This window comes from Tessaracoccus sp. MC1627 (genome assembly GCF_014164725.1).
Classification (GTDB): domain Bacteria; phylum Actinomycetota; class Actinomycetes; order Propionibacteriales; family Propionibacteriaceae; genus Arachnia.
The window spans coordinates 543,111-560,759 of the sequence record NZ_JACJGA010000001.1 but is presented as its reverse complement, the minus strand read 5'-3'; the positions used below and the strand labels follow the sequence as shown (position 1 = coordinate 560,759).

Sequence of the window (17,649 nt, the reverse complement as noted above, 5' to 3'; positions counted from 1 at the left end):
ATCGCGGCAGATCAGTGCGTTCGATGGAGTAGGTGCACCGTGGCGTGGTGGCCGCCGCTGTCGAGCTTCGCGTCACAGGTGTACAGCGGTGCATCCAGCGCCTCGGCCAGAGCGAGGTACGCGGCGTCGTAGCTCGTGTACTGGTGACGCAACTGCCAGATCCGATCAGCCAATGGTGAGACCTCGTAGCGATTGATGACGAACGCGAAGTGGTCACGACGAACCTCCTCCGCGACAGCAGGATCGAGTTTGCCGCCCAGGAGCAAGCCCCGCAGCACGGACAACACCTCGACGTCGAGCAGGTGCGGTGCGTGCACGTCGCCGGTGAGAGCATCCAGCAACTCGTCGGCCACCTCGCTGCCGATCAGCGCCTCGACCATCGCGGAGGCGTCCAGCACGATCACCGGCGGCCCGCCTGCACGGCAGCGACGATGTCGTCGGAACTGGGCCCACTGGAGCGATCCCGCGCCCTGAGCCGAGCAACGATCTGCTCGTTGGTGGGCCGTGTGGCGATCTTGGCCAACTCGGCGGCGACGTAGGCCGACAACGACATACCTTCCGCCGCCGCCCGTTCCTTCAAGGTAGCGGCGACGTCGTCGGAGACGTCACGGATGTACAGGGTCGTCATGACAACATGCTAGCACTCTGCAAGCGGCGCCATCAATACGGCCCACCGACTCACCGCGGCAGAAGCGCGCGTTGGGACGCGAGGCTGTCACACCCAAGCGGGACGTGTCCGCCATTCGGCGTCGCTCATGGCGTAGACAAGGTTGTCGTCCCAAGCGACTGCGCCTCGCTGAGTAGTCGGCTTTCGGGGTGGTTCCCCGGCCTCACTCGTCGCCGCCTCTTCCAGCATCCACTGCGTGGCAGCGCCACGAACGGACTCCAGGCAGGCGCCTCTTAGCTTAGCGGCCGAGGTGGACGGCAGGGTCTGAGAACCGAAGCCAAGGCGCCCCCGCACACCGCCCTTAGCGGAAGTCTTCGGCCAACTGCGGTTGACCGCCGGAGACGAACCCGAGTGGCGCTCGGCGATGTCAGTTCCGGGGAATCGTCTGCCTTCTGTGGCCGCATGTGACGGTGAGCGTTGCGCTGGTGGTGGTGAGGGTGCAGTGGCCGTCTCGAGGATCGATCCGGGCCGTATCGTCTCGCCTGATCCACCACCGTCCCGGGCCAGGGTCGTAGAAGTCGACCATGTCGCCGTCGAACCCGTCCTGGGTGATCATCACGGCTGTCCCGTCGTCGGCGGTGACGAAGGTCTGACTGCCCTCGAGCCCGAGGCAGAACAGGCTGAACCAGCAGATGACCAAGAGCGCGAAGGCGCCAACCGCCCAGGCGAGCGAACCGATCACACCGACCGCTGCACGCAGGAGAGGCTTGCGTATCGGGGTCATCGCGACGCTGATCAGCAACCCGGCGGCGACCAGGCTGACCGCAGAGGTGAGCAGGAGACACCAGACGGCCCACCAGAGGCTGGTGTGTCCCGCGACGATGATGACGCCGGGCAGCTGGTCTATTCGTGCCAGCCAGCAGGTGGCCAGCCATCCGCCGGCTGCCAGCACGGTCGCGACGGTCAGGGCCTGCCGGGCTTACGCGGCACCACCGCCTTGAGCACCAGCGCATCCCGTAACGCCGCGCGGGCGTAGTCGCGGTGCCACCCGGTCAGATCGACCAGTTCGTCCAAGATCCGGGTCTTGCCCGCCCGGTCGGCGCCCCGGTAGGCCAGGGCCTTCATCTTCGTGACGGCCTTGCGTTGGCCCATCGTCAGCTCCATCCGTGATAGTGCTCACGCGGAGGTCCTCACCCGAGGCAACGACACACCTAACCGGAGGTTTCTACCCGAGGCAACGACCCCGCACAAGCGGAGGTTTCTGATGAGTCAACTCGGCCGGTTGACGGTGGCCCCCGGGCAGGGGAGCATGAGCGGGTGAGTACCCCCACCACCCCAGGTATCCGGCGTCAGCGCATCCGTCGACGTGTGAAGGTCATCGTGGCCACATTCCTCGTCCTGCTTCTGCTGGCGGGTGCCGCGGTCTGGAAGTTTGGTCCGCGTTATGGCGTGTACCTGGTGCCTCCGAGCCCTGCGGCCTATGCCGATGCTGCGCTGGGCATCATGGATGGCGGGTACTACGCGACTGGTGAGAGCTGGCGCACGGCCCGGGCACAGGCCGTCGCGGACACGCGGGACGCGAAGTCCTATGCGGAGACCATCCCGGCGCTGCGCAGGGCGGTGGTCGTCGCGGGCGGTCACCACAGCAAGGTGATGGATTCGGGCAAGGGCCTGGATGAGGCGATGCCGCAACGGCCGTTGCCGACGCTGCGCAGCGCCGGAGGGATCACCACGGTGGTGGTGCCGGAGCAGGCGGTGTCGGACAAGGCCTTCAAACAGACCTACGCGGACACGTTGGCGAACGGGATTGCCTCGTCGCGCACGGCCACGACCTGCGGTTGGATCGTGGACCTGCGCCACAATCATGGCGGTGACATGGGCCCCATGCTCGCAGGACTGTCGGCCTTGTTGCCCGACGGCAACCTCGTGGGCTTCAAGGACCGCTCTGGCACCGTGGTGTGGGAGACCTTGGAGGGCGGCACAGTGTCCCAGGGCGGTCAGGTCTCGATGGCCGTCGCCGATGCCGCGAAGCTCTCCCAGCCGATCGCGGTGCTGCAGGGCCCGGACAATGGCAGTTCGGGGGAGGCGACGGTGCTGGCCTTCCGCGGCCTGGGTCATGCGCGCAGCTTCGGTGCGCCGACGGCCGGCTACTCGTCGGCCAACCAGGTCAGGAGCCTGTACGACGGCACCCAGATCCTCATCACCACGGCAGTCGACGTGGACCGTACTGGCAAGACCTGGAACGGCGGTCCGGTACCACCCGAACAGTCCGCCGACGTGGACACTGCCCACAAGACCGCAGCGACCTGGCTCAACACACAGTGCCACCGCTGACCGTGCGTATGTGCTGAGGCGTGGGGTCACCCATACCGTCTAGAGGAAGCCCCTGGCGGTCGCGAGGATGCTGTTGGCAAGACACGCGATGAGGAAGCCGCGCCATCCGCCGCGCCGGGACAGGGCACCGTCCCCGCCGCGCCACAGCTCCCGGGCCGCGAACCAGAGGACGCCAGGGTCCGCCCCCGCGCCCGCTCACTGTGATAGCCCGGGTGCCACACCACGCCAGTGACACGCTCACGGTCATCACGGACACCGCCGTCAATGCCGACCTGGATCTCCAGGTGGTACTGGTTCACCGCCGCCTCCAACTCAGCCGCGTTGTCGAAGGCAGCCACCACGACGTCTCGACGCTGCCGCCTCTCCGGGTCGAAGCGGTAGTGATGAATGACCCATCGCCAGATCGTGTCATCCATCGGATCCACCTCGGCCACCCCGCTCACCCCCATGCTTCCGCAACAGTCAATCGATCCAACACACAGGCCCACAGTGGCCCTGGAAGCCCCACCAGTCAACGATCGCCGGGCCAGCGCGGGACCACTACGCGCCCACGCGGCGCGGCCGCGGAAGGTCCCCGCCGCTCTCCGCCATGAGCGCGCGGTAGAAGAGTGCCCAGTGCTGCTGCGCCTCGCGGCTTCTAGTTTCATTGACGGTAGATCGGGTCTTGGCCGAGGCTCGGTTCAGGTGTCCGGGGTGGTCGCTCTCGTTTGCGGCTGTCCACGATGAAGGCGCGTGTGACTCTCATTTGGACTGCGCTGCCCCGGTCACCGACGACGGGCGGGAGAGGCTCAAGAAGGGAATGCTCTGCTCGTAGAAGCGGTGCCCTCCCATGCCCGAAACCTCATTGGACAAGGGGAAGGGGGCACATCATGAGTCAGGACATGCCACGGGTCGTGATCGGGATGGATCCGCACAAGCGGACGGCCACCATCGAGGTGATGACCGCCGACGAGATCATCGTGGGTGGAGGCCAGTTCACCACCGACACCGACGGCTACACCGCGATGCGGGACTACGGCCGGCAATGGCCCGAGAGGGTGTGGGCGGTGGAGGGCTGCGAAGGGATCGGCCGGCACATCGCCCAACGGCTGATCGCCGACGCCGAGCCGGTGCTGGACGTGCCGGCGAAGCTGTCGGCACGGCTCCGGTTCTACGCCACCGGGCAGGGCCGCAAGACCGACGACACCGACGCCCACTCGATCACCCTGGTCGGGGTCCGGATGGCCGGCCTGCGGCCGGTCGTGGCCCACGAGCAGATCGAGATCCTGCGGCTGCTGGTGGATCGTCGCCGCCGGATCGGTGAGGAACACACCGTGAAGGTGTGCCAGTTGCACCAACTGCTGCTGGAGCTGATCCCCGGCGGCGCCAAAAGGTACCTCTCGGCCGCCCAGGCCCGTCGACTGCTGGCCGGCGTGCAGCCATCCGACGTTGTCAGCATCACTCGCAAACGGATCGCCCTGGAGCTGGTTGAAGACCTCGAGCGGATCTACCAACGCAAGAAGCAGGCCAACAAGGAACTCGTCGCCCACGTGAAAGCCACCCGCACCGCGCTGCTCGACCTGCACGGCATCGGCCCCTCCGGCGCAGCCCGGCTCCTGGTCGAGGTCGGTGACATCACCCGCTTCCCGAATCGGGCGCACTTCGCGTCGTGGACCGGGACCGCCCCGATCGACGCGTCCTCCGGCGACCACGTCCGCCATCGGCTGTCCCGCGGCGGGAACCGGCAGATCAACCGGGTGCTGCACCTGATGGCCGTCGTCCAGCTCCGCAACGCCACCGAGGGCCGCGCCTACTACGACCGCAAGAAGGCCAGCGGAAAGACGTCCATGGAGGCGATGCGCTGCCTGAAACGGCGCCTGTCCGACATCGTCTACCGCACGATGCTCACCGACTACATCACCATGGCGACAGGCCCGGGAGGACACCGGGGAACGACACTGACATCCAGCGTGGCCGGCTCACATCCCCACACCGGCTCTTCGGATCAGTCACTTCCCGGACCCGTCACCCGCCAGCGTAGGACACCCCAACCCGCCACCACCTGAACACCGAGGTCGCACGCCAGACCGGCCGGGATGCTCACACCGCCGCCGGTTCCTCGCCGCTGCCCACCTGCCGGAGCGCAGGCGCGGTCAAGATGGAGCCCCCCACCGGAGGAACGATCTTGACCGCGCCGAGCACCGGCACACCATCAACAGCGGAGGAACCGAAAAACGCCACGCCCCGGGCTTGACACAGAAGGGAGCCAGAAGAGGATGTTCGGAGTCAGTAGCCTCCGACCATGCCGCCCGGACGCCGTCAACCCGACCGTGGCATGGACCTCGGGCCTGAGGCTTGTGACTTCCTGGCCAGGGCCGCAATAGATGACGTCATGTCCCGGACGAAGGCATCCAGAACGGGAGGAGCGACTCGCTCCAGGGACAGGTACGGGTTGAGGTCCTCAAGCTCGACGAGAAGGAGGCCGCCGTCCCGTGTGCGGCAGGCGTCCACGCGCTGGATCCCATGCACGATGTCGTTCCAGTCGATGAACCGCTGCGCGAAGGACAGATCGGCCTGGGTCGGTTCGTAGAGTTCGAGCAACCATCGCTGCTCTGCATGGGGCGCGTAGAGCGCATACTCGAAGGTGCGGTCGACGAAGTAGAACGACACCTCGTAGTCGAAGGCGACGCGAGGCTGCACCAGCAGGTCCTCGAAGCTCAGCCCTCGCAACCGGTCGGGTTCGACGAACTGTAGACCGACCGAATCAGCGCCGTACTTGGGCTTTGCCACGTACTGGACCGCCGGCGGCAACTGGTCGAGGTCCTGGAGCCGTTCGACCGTGGGAATGACCGGATAGCCGGCGCGGTACAGGTCGGGCAGGTACTGCTTCCCGATCATGTCGGCCTTGCCCGTCAGTTCGTTGAACACCCGGGTACCGGCCTGCAGGGCGCGGCTGCGGAACTCGTCGTGGTGCCCTTGGTAGTGGATGACGGGGCCGCTGTTGCGAACGACGACCACGTCGAAGGAGTCCATGAAGACGACCGCGTCCTTGGGGTGGCACAGGGCGATGTCGAAGTCAGAGCGAAGGCGATCGGACAAGAACACGTCCTCGTCGCCATAGCGACGCCCCCGCGCCTGGTACGCCAGATCAGTCACGTACAAGACGCGGATCCTGTGCGGCGACAGTGATTCGCCGTCGTGGTCAGTCATGGCTGCAGTCTCACCAACCCACGCGAAATAGTCCAAGACGCCGGGCGTTGCGCCGATCGGAACGCGCTCATGCGCGAGGAGAGGTCGCCTGACCACCACGCAGAACCCAAGCACGCCATAGGGAGGCTCAGGCGCCTCGCCCCCCACGAGCGCACAGGTCGTGGCATGTCCGTACGTCTGGCCGGGCGACCGCGGCAGGTGGCGTCCAAGTTGGTTGACGCAACGACAACCAAGATAGAGACTTGATACATCGTCAACCAACTCACAGAGAGGCGGCCATGGAAGCCCACGAGCAGCCCACGCCTGAAGAGGCCCGGGCCAGCCTCGAGCAGATCATCGCGTCACGCACCGCCGCCGCACAGGCCACCCGGCGGCCCGCGTGGATCGACGCGGGCATCAGCACCGCGGCGGGCGCCACCATCGCCCTCGGCACAGCCGGATACTGGGTGGCCGCGATCGTCGTCCTGGTCGTCGGCTCGCTCGTGTTCGCGGTTGTCCTGCACCGGCAGGCCCGCGGACGAGGGCAGGTGCTCGACCAACGCGCCATCGGTGCTCGCACGCTCAGGTTCGCCCTGCTGTACGCCGTGCTGTTCGTCCTGGGCCAAATCGAAGCACCACCCAACTGGCAACCCTGGTACTCCCTCGGGGCGGGACTGATCGCGGCCATGGCCGGATACGCCTGGCTGCGCTTTGAAGACCGCTACCGCGTCCGGCGCCTCACCGCCGGGGACTACGACCGCTACGACCTCATATGAGCTGGGAACCCCCCGCCCCCAGATTCGACGACCTGATCCACGCCCCAACCCGGCTCCGAATCACCGCCGCCCTCGCGACCGCCACCGACCTCGAGTTCAGCGCCCTCGAAGACGCCCTCGGGATCTCGCCGTCACTACTCTCCAAGCAACTCAAACTGCTCGCCGACGCGAGCTACCTCACCCTCGAAAAACGCCCCCAACCCTTCGGCAGACCACGAACCTGGATCCGGCTCACCCCCGCAGGACGCACCGCCTACCTCGGCCACGTCCACGCGCTCCGGCAACTCACCGAAACCGAGGGACCGTCTCGCGAATAAGCCACCGGCTCGCGGCAGATCAGGGCGTATGGGTTGTCGAATTCGCCTGCAACCACCACCGCCTAGCTAGCCACCGAGCGACAACCGGGACCGCGCCAGAATCAGGGCGGCCGCCGTGTCGGTCATGTCCACAATGGTCCGATGTCCGTCCCTCACCTCGTCCCAGGGGACATAGTCGCGGCCCCTCACCTCGTCCCACGAAGGGACAACCTGGCCCGGCAAATCAGGACGCCGCGCCTCCACACGGCGACGGTGCTCCGCGACCTCGGGCACCACGCATTCAAGCACGACGAGCGTGGAGGAGGTCCGTGCGGCAAGCTCGCGCCACAGCCGGCGCGTCTCGGGCAGCGGGTCGACGAGGTCGACCACCACCTGGATGCCCAACGCCAGGTTGGACGCCGCTACTTCCTGCACCACCTGATAGCCGAGCGGACCGACATCGATACCCGCCAGCGTCAGCGGTGTCTCTATGGCATCCACGCGCAGAAAGGCCGCAGGGAGTTGCGCCGCAAGCGCCGAGGCGAGGGTCGTCTTGCCGCTCCCCGGCAAACCACACACGACAATGACACGAGCCACACGGCGAGCCTAGGACAGGTTCACTGCGGAAGGCGACGAACGGGCCGGCCGGCTGAATCAGCCCATCGGCACGATCGAGCGCGATGACCGCGGCAGAGTCGGATGTTGCGAGGCTTCAGCCAACTCCCTGGGTTCGAGCCTGTCGGCAGCCCGAGGGACGACCCGTGTCTGACCGACCGACGGTCGCGCGCCCGGGGTCGAGCGAATGCGTCAGTGAGCCCAAGCGGGCCATGCCCGATCTCGCGTATGGTCGTGTCCATGCGGAGCCCACTCGCGCGTGAGGACGTTAGCATCTGGCCCGCGACCGAGGACCGCTTCACAGACGCATGCGCGGCCGTGAGCCCAGGCTGCTGGTGCGTGCTTCCCCGATTCGGGCCGAAGGACACCCCTGACGGTCGCGAGGCGAAGTTCAAGGAACTGCTGGTTGGCGACGTGCCCCCAGGCCTGATCGCGTACGTGGACGGCGAGGTGGCCGGTTGGCTTGGCTTCGGCCCTCTGGAGCTTCTGCCGGCCGTGAAGAATTCCCAGCGATTGACTCAGGTCGACCTGGCTCCGGCCTGGACGGTCGTCTGCTTCCGCATCCGGAGGAAGCACCAAGGCCGCGGGCTCGCACGGCTCCTGCTCCAGGCAGCGGTCGACTACGTGCGGAAGGCCGGCGCGCCGATCATCCAGGCCTACCCCGCCGACACCAGCGACGGACGGATGAACTCGACGGCGGCCTACGTAGGCACCACCACGCTCTTCGAATCCGAGGGCTTCGAGCGCATCACCAAAACCGTCGCGACGGCCGCCAACCACCCTCGCTGGCTCATGCGGTTTCGACTCGACTAGGTCAGGCCCGCGGCAGTTTCGGGCGTTCAGGCGGTCCGTGACCCGGCCGTGTCAGCCAGTTCGCTGAGGGGACAGGTCGCGTCAAGCTTGAGGGTCACCCCGCCTCAGACGCGGGCTGCAACCCGAGCCTCCACCGCGGAGACGGTCCCCCAGTGCCACCGCCCACGTTCAACCGGGCCCTAGGCCACCGCCACTACCGCCACTCCGCCGCGGACATCGCCACCCGCCACCCCCAGGTGCCGAAGCCGAGCGCGCGGAAACGAGCCCGCAGCGGCACCCTCTGTTCCGCCCCCTGAGCGTGGACCCCCGCACTGGCGTCCCGCCACCGCGGACACCCTCGACGCCGACACCGACATCTCCACCGCAGCGACCAACACCGCCACGGAACCGCTCGACTGACCACACCGCACGGCGGCACTCAGCCAGCCAGAGGCCACGCCTCGGATCGGCGGGGGCCAATCGGCAGGTTCGGTGTCGACTACGGCACCAAACCTGCCAATGTGGCGCAGACGACTGCCCACGACTCGGACTTGGCCATCTGGCGACATCCGACTCTCGGCATGAGCGTGAACCGCACGGCCATCGTTGACATCCCTCCAGGACCCAACGTTGACGAACGGGGCGCCGCCACCGCAGCAGGAAGACCCACTCCCTACTTTTGACGACCCTCCCCCGGGCGTCCCGATCTACAAACTACCGAGCGCAGAAGTGCACAGAGTGAAGCGCAGCTCGACACCCCAGTCCGCCACCTCCGGAACTTGTGAACGTCCGAGCGGTCCGCGGCAGATCCGGTAGTTGTTCATCGCGTGCGGGCCGGAGTGGTATCCCGGCCGAACCCGCCCTCATGCGAGGAAAGACGGTCCCCCTGGTTTGTGTTTGTCTGCAACTTGCTACCCATAGAGCGGCATCTGCGCATATATGCAGAAGCCGCCCTCTGGGTAGCAAGTTGCAGACCCCTCGTCGTCAACGACACCATTCCGGCGGCATCAGCACCTCGGCAGGAGCGTGAAGCGCACAGTCCGGGGCTTCGACGGCGCTGGGCGCCACCTGAGCCACCGGGATGGCGTGTGTGGCTGAGCCCCACAGCGAACGCTCAGCTGTCTGACGACAACCTAAGACCCCGACCCTTTGGGCCGGGACATCCACAAGACGCGCGTGGTCTTGGCGTTGCGGAGTTCCCGCCCATTGTCCGAGTGCGCTGCCATGATGGCGCCATGGCACTGATCGGTGAACCGCGCCGGATGAATCCGCTGCTGCGACTCGGGGTCAGGATCGCCGAGCGCACGACAGAGCGCCGGATGGAGCCCGCCCGGCTGCTCGCCTGGTATCCCAGGGCTGCGATCGGCTCCGGCCTGCTGGAAATGCTGGTGGCGCATCGCGAACCTTCCGAGCGGCTGCTGAAGCTGGTCCGCGTCACCGCGTCCATCACCGCGAACTGTGCGTTCTGTGTGGACATGAACAGCTACGAGCATGACCGCGCCGGGCTGAGCGACGCCGAACTGGCCGCGCTCGCCCGCGGCGACCCTGACGGCATCCAGACCTTCACCCACCGGGAGCGGCTGGCCATCGAGTACGCAAGGCTGATCTCATCCACACCGCTGACGTTTCCCACAGAGCACCTGGCGCGGCTCAGGGCGGAGTTCAGCGAGCGTGAAATCGTGATCCTTGCCACCACTGCCGCCCAGGTGAACTACTGGGCGCGGGTGATCCAGGCCCTCGGTGTTCCACCGGCCGGCTTCACCGAGGCGTGCCGGGTGCCGAACCCCTGAGGTCCTCGCGACCGCCTCGGAGCTTACGCTCTGTGGTTCACACCCGGGCACGAGGCGTGACAAGAAGGCCAGGAGCGGCCTAGTCAGATCGACACCCGCGGCGACAGGGCTGGATACGATGGATGAGTCCAACGAAGGATTGCACCGAACACTTCGAGGAGCTGTGATGGCATCCGTAGAGAACGACCTCGCCAGGATCAAGGGCATCGGACCGAAGTACGCGGAGATGCTCAAGAGCATCGGGGTGGACTCCGTCAAGGAGCTCCGGCACCGCAACGCGGCCAACCTGAAAGAGATGATCGAGACCCGTCACGGAGCGGTGATCGGGCTGTCGGTAGCTGAGTGTGAGGACTGGGTGACGCAGGCGAAGGCACTCGACGTCTGAGTGATCGCTCAGGGTGGCTGCGCTCGCTACACCACCAGCGGCGCCGCGACCTCCAACTCTCCGTGCTCGATCAGCCACCTCACTGACTCGAGGATGGCCTCGTCCGGCTGATACCTGGGTTCGTACCCGAGCGCGTATCGCGCCTTCCCGATGCTGAGGTAGTGGTTGCGCAGCAGGTGCTCCCAGCTGGCCTCTGCGGCGCCTTCGGCGGCGGACGCGCGGAACTCGTCCCAGCTCACCGAGCGCAGTTCCGCCGCCTGCCCGAACCATCCCGCCGCGATCCTCGCGTACCCCCGCACGTTCAACGCCGACGGAGCCACGACACTGAAGTCCTCCCCCGCGGCCGCGGTGCGGTGCACGATGGCCGCCTCGAAGGCCTGGGCCACATCGTCGGCGTGCACGTGATGGAGGAACTCGCCACCGAGCCCGGGGATCTCGAGCGGTTGGCCGGCTGAGAGGGTGCGCCACACCGTCGGATCGACGTTGCCGAGCGGGCCGATCGGATGCCAGCCGGGGCCGACGATGTGGCCCGGATGCAGCGACGTGGTGACCAACCCGCCGGACCTCGTCTCCTCCTTCAGCATGGCCGCGATGGCGGACTTCGCGATCCCGTACTCCCCAGCCGGCGGCGTACCGCCATCCTCTGTGATCGGGAGGCGCTCGCTGGGGCCGTGACGCCAGATGGACCCGCAGTGCAGCAGGTGCCCAGTCTCCCCGCGGAGTCGCTCGACCAGCGCGGTGGCAGAGTCCAGCGTGAAGCAGATCAGGTCCACGACGACGTCGGGCCGGAGCGCAGCGACGCGGTCGGTGAAGGTCCCCTCGCGCTCCTCGGCCTCCCGATCGGCGACCACCTGACGCACATCCCGCCAGGCCGGGTCCTCGACGTAGCTGGCTCGCTGACCACGGCTGATGCTGACCACGTCGTGCCCGGCCCGGACCAACCTCGGGACAAGGTAGCTCCCGATGTGCCCGCTTCCGCCGATGACAACGATTCTCATGTCGCCACATTAGGGCGCTTGCCCCGCCGCTGCCGACGTAGGCTGAATCCGCACATCACGAGGGAGACGACATGAGCGAGGCGGCGACCACCGCAGCGACGGCGGCCGAGCTGCTGGCCGAGCTTGCTGCGCTGGAGGACCCCAAGATCCGGGCCGTCAACGAGCGCCACGGCGACGATCACGGGGTGAACCTCACGAGACTGCGGGCCGTGGCGAAGCGGGTCAGGACCAACCACGACCTCGCCGTCGAGCTGTGGACCACCGGCGACTCCGCCGCCCGGCTGCTCGCACTGCTCATCTGCCGGCCGAAGCTGTACTCCCGCGACGAGCTCGACAGCATGCTCCGTGGGGCCGGCTCGCCGAAGGTGCACGACTGGCTCGTCAACTACGTCGTCAAGAAGAGCACCCACGCGGAGTCGCTGCGCCTGGCCTGGTTCGCGGACCCGGACCCGGCCGTCGCGAGCGCCGGGTGGGCGCTGACCAGCGAGCGCGTGGTGCGGAGCCCCCAGGGTATCGATCTGGACGGGCTTCTGGACCTGATCGAGGCGCAGATGGCTGAGGCGCCCGAGCGGCTGCAGTGGGCGATGAACCATTGCCTCGCGCAGATCGGCATCGAGAACCCGCCGCTGCGTGAGCGCGCCGTCTCGATCGGCGAGCGACTGGGCGTGCTGCGCGACTACCCGACGCCGCCCGGCTGCACCTCGCCGTTCGCGCCGATCTGGATCGCGGAGATGGTGTCGCGGCGCGAGACCTAGTCCACGTCTGGACGGCCCACCGGAAGCGACACCGTCGCGCTCAACCCGCCCAGGTCAGACTCCCCCAGGGTGACCTCGCCGCCGTGGTCGCGGGCGATCTCCCGCGCGATCGCCAGGCCCAGCCCGCTGCCGCCGCCCTCGCGCTCACGCGCCTCGTCCAACCGCACGAAGCGCTCGAAGACCCGCTCGCGATCCCCAGCCGGGATCCCCGCCCCGTCGTCCTCCACGACCACCACCCCGTCGGACACCGTCACCCGCGCCACACCACGGGCGTGCCGGGCCGCGTTCTCCACCAGGTTGCGCACAACCCGCCCGACGGCGGCCGCGTCCACCCACGCCCGCCCGGCTCCGCGCACCTCCACCGCGACACCCGCGCGCACGCCGGCCACAGCGTCACCGACGAGGGCAGCCAGGTCAGCGTCGTCTCGCCGCGCCCCCGTCGCACCCACCCGCGCCAGCAGCAGCAGATCGTCGACGAGCGCCTGCATCCGCCGCACCTCCGGCGCAAGCTCGGCCGCCAACTCCCCGCTGGTGAAGGCCGCCGGGTGCGCCTCCGCCACCTCGACGGCGGCGCGCAGAGACGAGATCGGCGAGCGCAGCTCGTGGGCCGCGTCCTCGACGAACCCGCGCTGCCGAGCCGCGGCCCGGTCCAGGCGGTCCAGCATCTCGTTCAAGGTCCGCGCAAGCGCCCCGAGCTCGTCGTCGGCTGCGGGCACGGGCAACGCGCCCGGCCCGCCCTCGCGGGCCACCCGGGCGGCGGCCACCCTGAGCTGCTCCACCGGCCGCAGCGCCCGGCCGAGCGCCAGCCAGATGACGCCCGCGAGCAGCAGCGTCAACGTGGGCACCACCCCCACCAGCGACACCCGCAGCGCTTGCAGCACCCCCTCGACGTCGCGCAGCGGCAGCGCCACCACCACCGTCACCGGTGCCCCCCGCCAGTCCGCCGCTCGGGCCACCACCCGCGCCCGCGCGTCGTAGGCCGTCGGCATCGTCGCGGGGCCGGCTCCCGTGAGCGCCGGGAGCTCCGACGGCGCCACCACCGGCAGCGTCCGGCTCGCGTTGGCCGAGCTCGCCACCACCAGGCCGTCGCCGTCGAGCACCTGCGCGATCTCCCCCGGCTCCGCCACCGGTAGCGGCTCGGGCAGCCGGTCATCGGCCACCAGCCGCGACACCGTCAGCGCCCGAGCCTCCGCCAGCTCGTCCAGCGCAATCACCCGGCTCGCGGACACCACCGTCGACAACGCGACCGCCCCCAGGGAGAGCCCCACCGCCAACAATCCGGCGGTCACCAGAGTCAGCCGCAACCGTAGTGAGAGCCCGCCCCACCGTCGCCCCTCGCCGGGCACGCCGTCAGCCCACCACTCGGTAGCCGGCGCCGCGCATGGTGAGGACGACGTCGCGGCCCAGCTTCCGCCGCAGGTAGCCGACGTAGACCTCCACCACGTTGAGGTCCTCCCCTGTGCCGTCCCACACGTGGTCGCGCAGCTCCACCTTGCCCACCACGCGGTCCGCGTGCCGCATCAGGTACTCCAGCAGCGCCAGTTCGCGGGTGGTGAGATCCACGGGCACCCCGTCGAGTGTCACGGTCCGGGCGGAGGGGTCCATCACGAGCGCGCCGACGGCGAGCACCGACGGCCTGGCCTCCGCGGGACGGCGCACCAGGGCACGGAGCCGGGCCACGAGCACGACGAAGGAGAAGGGCTTGGTGAGGTAGTCGTCGGCGCCGAGGTCCAGCGCATCTGCCACGTCGTACTCGCCGTCCTTGGCGCTCAGCATCAGCACCGGGGTCCACACCTTGCGTTCACGCAGCGCGGCCACTACGTCGTAGCCGTTGCGCCGGGGCAGCATCACGTCCAGGACGATCGCGTCGTAATCGCCGTGGGTGGCCAGCGAGAGGCCCGTCTCGCCGTCGTGCGAGCAGTCCACCGCGAACCCCTCCGCCGCCAGGCCGCGCTGCAACGCCCGGGTGAGCCCCCGCTCGTCGTCGACCACCAGTACCCGCACGCCCCCATCCTGCCAGCGGGCCAGTGGCGGCGGGCGGGCGCTCTCAGCGTCCTCACAGCGACGGCGGTCTACCGTGGGCGCATGACCGAACGACGCTCTGCCCTCCGCACCCCCTGGATCGCCCCGATAGCCGTGGCCGGCGTTGTCGCCGTCGGCCTCCTCGTGCAGCCGCTGCTCGCCTCCGGCGAGTCCAGCAACCTGCCGGACCTCACCGCCGAGGAACTGGTGGCGCGGGTCCTCGAGTCCGAGCCCCAGGCGATGTCCGGCACCGTCGTGCACACCGCCCGCCTCGGGCTCCCCGAACTCCTCTTCACCGAGGCCTCCGGCGCTGATCCCATGTCTCTTCTCGGCGGCAGCTCGACGCTGCGTGTCTGGACCGACGGCGACGAGCGCGCCCGCGTCTCCCTGCTGGGCACCATGAGCGAGTACTCGATGGTGGCCGACGGCACGGACGTGTGGACCTATTCCAGCTCCGACGATGAGGTGGTCCGCTACACCGTCAGCGACGCGGACCGCGCCCGCCTGGAGACGATGAGCGACGAGGCCCGCGAGAAGGCCCTCGCAGGCCAGGACGAGCTGCCCACCCCGCAGGAGGCCGCGGCCAAGGTGCTGGCCAACGTCGAGGAGTACTCGACGGTGCGCGTCGACTCGCAGATCAGCGTCGCCGGGCGCGATGCCTACCAGCTCGTCGTCACCCCTGACACCGACGGCACCCTCGTCGATCACGTGGTGCTGGCAGTCGACGGTGAGACCATGACCCCGCTGCGGGTGCAGACCTGGAGCACGCAGGACGAGGCGGCCCCCGCCGTCGAGGTGTCGTTCACGGACGTGGACTTCACCGCCCCCAACGAGTCCGTGTTCGAGTTCTCCACCCCCGCCGGCGCCACCCAGCGCGACGTCGTGATCCCGATCCCCGCCGAGGGCACCGAGATGCCCGCCCATGAGGGCGACCACCAGAAGCCCACGGTGTACGGCACCGGCTGGGAGAGCGTGGTCGAGCTCACCGGCGTTGACGTCGCCGCGATGATCGCCCAGGATCCGGGCGCGATGAGCGGCATGCCCACCCCGTCGACCGGCTCCGATGAGGCGCAGGACCTGATGGACGAGTTCAAGCCCGAGCATGGGCCGGGCATGGACCTCGACGCCGCCGCCCTCTACGAGCAGCTCACCACCGAGGTGCCCGAGGGTCGCCTGCTCACCTCCGCACTGCTCAGCGTGCTGGTGACCGACGACGGTCGCATCCTGGTGGGGGCGGTTCCCGCCGAGACCCTGCGCGCGATGGCGTGAGCGCCCCGGCAATCCGCACCGAGGGGCTCACCAAGCGATTCCGATCCGGCCAGGTGGCCGTCGACGGGATCGACCTGGTGGTGCCCCGCGGCGCTGTCTACGGATTCCTCGGCCCCAACGGGTCGGGGAAGACCACCACGATCCGGATGCTGCTCGGGCTGGTGAAGCCGACGGCGGGTGCCGCCTGGCTGCTCGACGAGGCCATGCCCGAGAGCGGCGGGTCGGTGCTGCCGCGGGTGGGTGCGCTGGTGGAGGGGCCGGCGTTCCAGCCGTACCTCAGCGGGCGGGCCAACCTGGTCCGCCTCGACGCGTGCGACGCCACGGCAGACCCGGGCACCTCACGGTCCCGGATCGACTCGGCGCTCGAACGGGTCGGCCTCACCGCCGCCTCGGGGAAGCTGTACCGCCAGTACTCGCTCGGCATGAAGCAGCGCCTCGGCCTGGCGGCCGCCCTGCTGCGTCCGCGCGAGCTGCTCGTCCTCGACGAGCCCACCAACGGCCTGGACCCGCAGGGCACCCGCGAGGTCCGCCACCTGATCCGTGAGCTCGCCGCGGAGGGCTCCACCGTGCTGGTCTCCTCCCACCTGCTTGCCGAGATCGAGCAGGTCTGCACGCACATCGGCATCATGGGCCAGGGCAAGCTCCTCGCCCAGGCGGAGCGCCACGAACTGGCCGCAGACGACGATCCGCGCGTGGTTGTCACCACCACCGTCGACGGCGTGGCCGAGGCCACCGAGGTGCTCGGCACCCTCGGCTTGGCCGAGGTGCGCGTCGACGGCGTGGAGGTCCAGGCGCGGCTCGAGGCCACGCCCCCGGAGCGCGTGTCCGCCGCGTTGGTGCATGCGGGGGTGGACCTCGTCGGTCTCACCGTCCGCCGTCGCAGCCTGGAGCAGCTGTTCGTGGAACTGACTGGGGAGGGCTTCGATGTCGCGCGCTAGGGGTTCCTTCGGGAGGTTGCTGCGCAGCGAGCTGCGGCTGCTCTTCGGCCGGCGCCGCACGCTGGCGCTCCTCGTCGGGCTGGCGTTGGTGCCGCTGCTCCTCGCCGTCGTGCTGTTCATCGCGCAGGGTTCCGGGCTGGAGGGTCAGGGGCCGGGGTTCATCGGACGGGTCACCGGCAACGGGCTGTTCCTCGTCGTCGCGGCCCTGTTCATGTGCCTGCCGTTCCTGCTGCCGCTGACCATCGCCATCACCGCGGGCGACACGATCGCGGGCGAGGCCCAGGCCGGAACGCTGCGCTACCTCCTGACCCTGCCCGTCGCCAGGACGCGGCTGCTGCTGGCGAAGGCTCTGGTGGCACTGGCGTTCGCGGTGGTCGCGGTGCTGGTGATCGCCGTCATGGCGCTGGCCGCCGGGGGCGCGTTCTTCGGCTTGGGAGAGATGACTCTGCTGTCGGGCACCACCGTCTCCCTGGGGGCCGGGATGGCGCGGATGCTGGGTGTCGCGGGGTATGTCGCCCTGTCCCTGACGGGGCTGGTGGTGGTGGGGGTGTTCATCTCCACGCTGACCGAGGTCCCCGTCGGGGCGATGGCCGCGACGGTCGTGGTGGCGGTGGTGTCCACGGTGCTGGACTCCCTGCCACAACTCGCGGCCATCCACCCCTACCTGCTCACGCACCACTGGTTCGACTTCGCCGAGTTCCTCCGCCTCGAGGTGGACTGGGGCGTGCTGGGATCGGGGCTGCTGGTGCAGGTTGGGTGGGTTGCGGTGTTCGCGTCGCTGGCGTGGGCGAGGTTCCGCTCCGCCGACGTGACGTCCTGACGGGTTCCGCCGCGGCAGGACCCTGCCGTGGCGGGCGCGGAAGGAGCGCGAGTTCGGCCCCCGTCGACCTCATCGGGGGTGCCG

General features: G+C 68.9%; 20 protein-coding genes. 11 read left to right on the top strand and 9 right to left on the bottom strand.

Annotated features, from left to right (window positions below; translation table 11 throughout):
- Window positions 1-11: 11 nt before the first annotated feature.
- From H5399_RS02440 to H5399_RS02425, 4 genes are all read right to left on the bottom strand, one after another.
- On the bottom strand, window positions 12-404 hold the full coding sequence (locus H5399_RS02440) for a type II toxin-antitoxin system VapC family toxin (protein ID WP_182781428.1): 393 nt from the start codon (window positions 402-404) through the stop codon (window positions 12-14).
- Entirely contained in the window at window positions 401-628 is a 228-nt protein-coding gene (locus H5399_RS02435; RefSeq protein ID WP_182781427.1) for an antitoxin, read from the bottom strand. The genes H5399_RS02440 and H5399_RS02435 overlap by 4 nt, the downstream gene beginning before the upstream one ends.
- Before the next feature lie 406 nt (window positions 629-1,034).
- Window positions 1,035-1,559: a hypothetical protein gene (locus H5399_RS02430; RefSeq protein WP_182781426.1), complete on the bottom strand. Its 525-nt coding sequence runs from the start codon at window positions 1,557-1,559 to the stop codon at window positions 1,035-1,037.
- Between the two features lie 11 nt (window positions 1,560-1,570).
- A complete protein-coding gene (locus H5399_RS02425) occupies window positions 1,571-1,759 on the bottom strand; it encodes a hypothetical protein (RefSeq protein WP_182781425.1) in 189 nt (62 codons plus the stop codon).
- A gap of 165 nt (window positions 1,760-1,924) precedes the next feature.
- Between H5399_RS02425 and H5399_RS18415 the strand changes: the two genes are divergently transcribed.
- Both H5399_RS18415 and H5399_RS02415 read left to right on the top strand, forming a co-directional pair.
- Window positions 1,925-2,941: a S41 family peptidase gene (locus H5399_RS18415; RefSeq protein WP_182781424.1), complete on the top strand. Its 1,017-nt coding sequence runs from the start codon at window positions 1,925-1,927 to the stop codon at window positions 2,939-2,941.
- A gap of 869 nt (window positions 2,942-3,810) precedes the next feature.
- Window positions 3,811-4,986 (top strand): IS110 family transposase, encoded by a 1,176-nt coding sequence (locus H5399_RS02415; RefSeq protein ID WP_220490723.1) that lies wholly within the window; start codon window positions 3,811-3,813, stop codon window positions 4,984-4,986.
- A gap of 253 nt (window positions 4,987-5,239) precedes the next feature.
- On the opposite strand, the gene H5399_RS02410 is transcribed toward H5399_RS02415, so the two are convergent.
- On the bottom strand, window positions 5,240-6,130 hold the full coding sequence (locus H5399_RS02410; protein WP_182781423.1) for a hypothetical protein: 891 nt from the start codon (window positions 6,128-6,130) through the stop codon (window positions 5,240-5,242).
- A gap of 278 nt (window positions 6,131-6,408) precedes the next feature.
- On the opposite strand from H5399_RS02410, the gene H5399_RS02405 reads away from it, so the two are divergent.
- On the top strand, window positions 6,409-6,885 hold the full coding sequence (locus tag H5399_RS02405; protein ID WP_182781422.1) for a hypothetical protein: 477 nt from the start codon (window positions 6,409-6,411) through the stop codon (window positions 6,883-6,885).
- Window positions 6,882-7,202, top strand: coding sequence for a transcriptional regulator (locus tag H5399_RS02400; protein WP_182781421.1), 321 nt, complete (start codon window positions 6,882-6,884; stop codon window positions 7,200-7,202). Before H5399_RS02405 ends, H5399_RS02400 begins: the two co-directional genes overlap by 4 nt.
- A gap of 66 nt (window positions 7,203-7,268) precedes the next feature.
- On the opposite strand, the gene H5399_RS02395 is transcribed toward H5399_RS02400, so the two are convergent.
- A complete protein-coding gene (locus H5399_RS02395) occupies window positions 7,269-7,778 on the bottom strand; it encodes an ATP-binding protein (RefSeq protein WP_182781420.1) in 510 nt (169 codons plus the stop codon).
- Between the two features lie 258 nt (window positions 7,779-8,036).
- Here H5399_RS02395 and H5399_RS02390 point away from each other — a divergent pair, with 258 nt between their 5' ends.
- The 3 genes from H5399_RS02390 (at window position 8,037) to H5399_RS02380 (ending at window position 10,763) form a co-directional block, all read left to right on the top strand.
- Window positions 8,037-8,609 (top strand): GNAT family N-acetyltransferase, encoded by a 573-nt coding sequence (locus H5399_RS02390; protein WP_182781419.1) that lies wholly within the window; start codon window positions 8,037-8,039, stop codon window positions 8,607-8,609.
- 1,214 nt (window positions 8,610-9,823) lie between these two features.
- Complete coding sequence (locus tag H5399_RS02385) at window positions 9,824-10,378, top strand: carboxymuconolactone decarboxylase family protein (protein ID WP_182781418.1); 555 nt, start codon at window positions 9,824-9,826, stop codon at window positions 10,376-10,378.
- A 166-nt stretch (window positions 10,379-10,544) separates the two neighbouring features.
- Entirely contained in the window at window positions 10,545-10,763 is a 219-nt protein-coding gene (locus H5399_RS02380) for a DUF4332 domain-containing protein (protein ID WP_220489054.1), read from the top strand.
- 26 nt (window positions 10,764-10,789) lie between these two features.
- Here the strand turns inward: H5399_RS02380 and H5399_RS02375 are convergent, their stop codons facing one another.
- Entirely contained in the window at window positions 10,790-11,761 is a 972-nt protein-coding gene (locus H5399_RS02375) for an NAD(P)-dependent oxidoreductase (protein WP_182781416.1), read from the bottom strand.
- A gap of 71 nt (window positions 11,762-11,832) precedes the next feature.
- On the opposite strand from H5399_RS02375, the gene H5399_RS02370 reads away from it, so the two are divergent.
- Window positions 11,833-12,516: a DNA alkylation repair protein gene (locus H5399_RS02370; protein WP_182781415.1), complete on the top strand. Its 684-nt coding sequence runs from the start codon at window positions 11,833-11,835 to the stop codon at window positions 12,514-12,516.
- Here the strand turns inward: H5399_RS02370 and H5399_RS02365 are convergent.
- A complete protein-coding gene (locus H5399_RS02365) occupies window positions 12,513-13,805 on the bottom strand; it encodes an ATP-binding protein (RefSeq protein ID WP_220490721.1) in 1,293 nt (430 codons plus the stop codon). The genes H5399_RS02370 and H5399_RS02365 overlap by 4 nt on opposite strands.
- 61 nt (window positions 13,806-13,866) lie before the next feature.
- Window positions 13,867-14,520, bottom strand: a complete 654-nt coding sequence (locus H5399_RS17795) for a response regulator transcription factor (RefSeq protein WP_182781413.1) — start codon at window positions 14,518-14,520, stop codon at window positions 13,867-13,869.
- An 81-nt stretch (window positions 14,521-14,601) separates the two neighbouring features.
- On the opposite strand from H5399_RS17795, the gene H5399_RS17790 reads away from it, so the two are divergent.
- From H5399_RS17790 to H5399_RS02345, 3 genes are read left to right on the top strand one after another with little or no spacing between them, the layout of a single operon-like run.
- On the top strand, window positions 14,602-15,807 hold the full coding sequence (locus tag H5399_RS17790; protein ID WP_182781412.1) for a hypothetical protein: 1,206 nt from the start codon (window positions 14,602-14,604) through the stop codon (window positions 15,805-15,807).
- Window positions 15,804-16,745: an ATP-binding cassette domain-containing protein gene (locus H5399_RS02350; protein ID WP_182781411.1), complete on the top strand. Its 942-nt coding sequence runs from the start codon at window positions 15,804-15,806 to the stop codon at window positions 16,743-16,745. Before H5399_RS17790 ends, H5399_RS02350 begins: the two co-directional genes overlap by 4 nt.
- The gene (locus tag H5399_RS02345) at window positions 16,732-17,565 is read left to right on the top strand and encodes an ABC transporter permease (protein WP_182781410.1); all 834 of its coding nucleotides are present in this window, start codon (window positions 16,732-16,734) and stop codon (window positions 17,563-17,565) included. The genes H5399_RS02350 and H5399_RS02345 overlap by 14 nt, the downstream gene beginning before the upstream one ends.
- Window positions 17,566-17,649: the final 84 nt, after the last annotated feature.

Excerpts from the sequence above, each read along its gene's own strand:
- H5399_RS02415 (WP_220490723.1), top strand. The coding sequence starts at position 3,811 with ATGAGTCAGGACATGCCACGGGTCGTGATCGGGATGGATCCGCACAAG.
- H5399_RS02390 (WP_182781419.1), top strand. The coding sequence starts at position 8,037 with ATGCGGAGCCCACTCGCGCGTGAGGACGTTAGCATCTGGCCCGCGACC.
- H5399_RS17790 (WP_182781412.1), top strand. The coding sequence starts at position 14,602 with ATGACCGAACGACGCTCTGCCCTCCGCACCCCCTGGATCGCCCCGATA.
- H5399_RS02405 (WP_182781422.1), top strand. The coding sequence starts at position 6,409 with ATGGAAGCCCACGAGCAGCCCACGCCTGAAGAGGCCCGGGCCAGCCTC.
- H5399_RS02380 (WP_220489054.1), top strand. The coding sequence starts at position 10,545 with ATGGCATCCGTAGAGAACGACCTCGCCAGGATCAAGGGCATCGGACCG.
- H5399_RS02400 (WP_182781421.1), top strand. The coding sequence starts at position 6,882 with ATGAGCTGGGAACCCCCCGCCCCCAGATTCGACGACCTGATCCACGCC.
- H5399_RS02345 (WP_182781410.1), top strand. The coding sequence starts at position 16,732 with ATGTCGCGCGCTAGGGGTTCCTTCGGGAGGTTGCTGCGCAGCGAGCTG.
- H5399_RS02410 (WP_182781423.1), bottom strand. The coding sequence starts at position 6,130 with ATGACTGACCACGACGGCGAATCACTGTCGCCGCACAGGATCCGCGTC.
- H5399_RS02435 (WP_182781427.1), bottom strand. The coding sequence starts at position 628 with ATGACGACCCTGTACATCCGTGACGTCTCCGACGACGTCGCCGCTACC.
- H5399_RS02375 (WP_182781416.1), bottom strand. The coding sequence starts at position 11,761 with ATGAGAATCGTTGTCATCGGCGGAAGCGGGCACATCGGGAGCTACCTT.
- H5399_RS02425 (WP_182781425.1), bottom strand. The coding sequence starts at position 1,759 with ATGGGCCAACGCAAGGCCGTCACGAAGATGAAGGCCCTGGCCTACCGG.
- H5399_RS02370 (WP_182781415.1), top strand. The coding sequence starts at position 11,833 with ATGAGCGAGGCGGCGACCACCGCAGCGACGGCGGCCGAGCTGCTGGCC.
- H5399_RS02385 (WP_182781418.1), top strand. The coding sequence starts at position 9,824 with ATGGCACTGATCGGTGAACCGCGCCGGATGAATCCGCTGCTGCGACTC.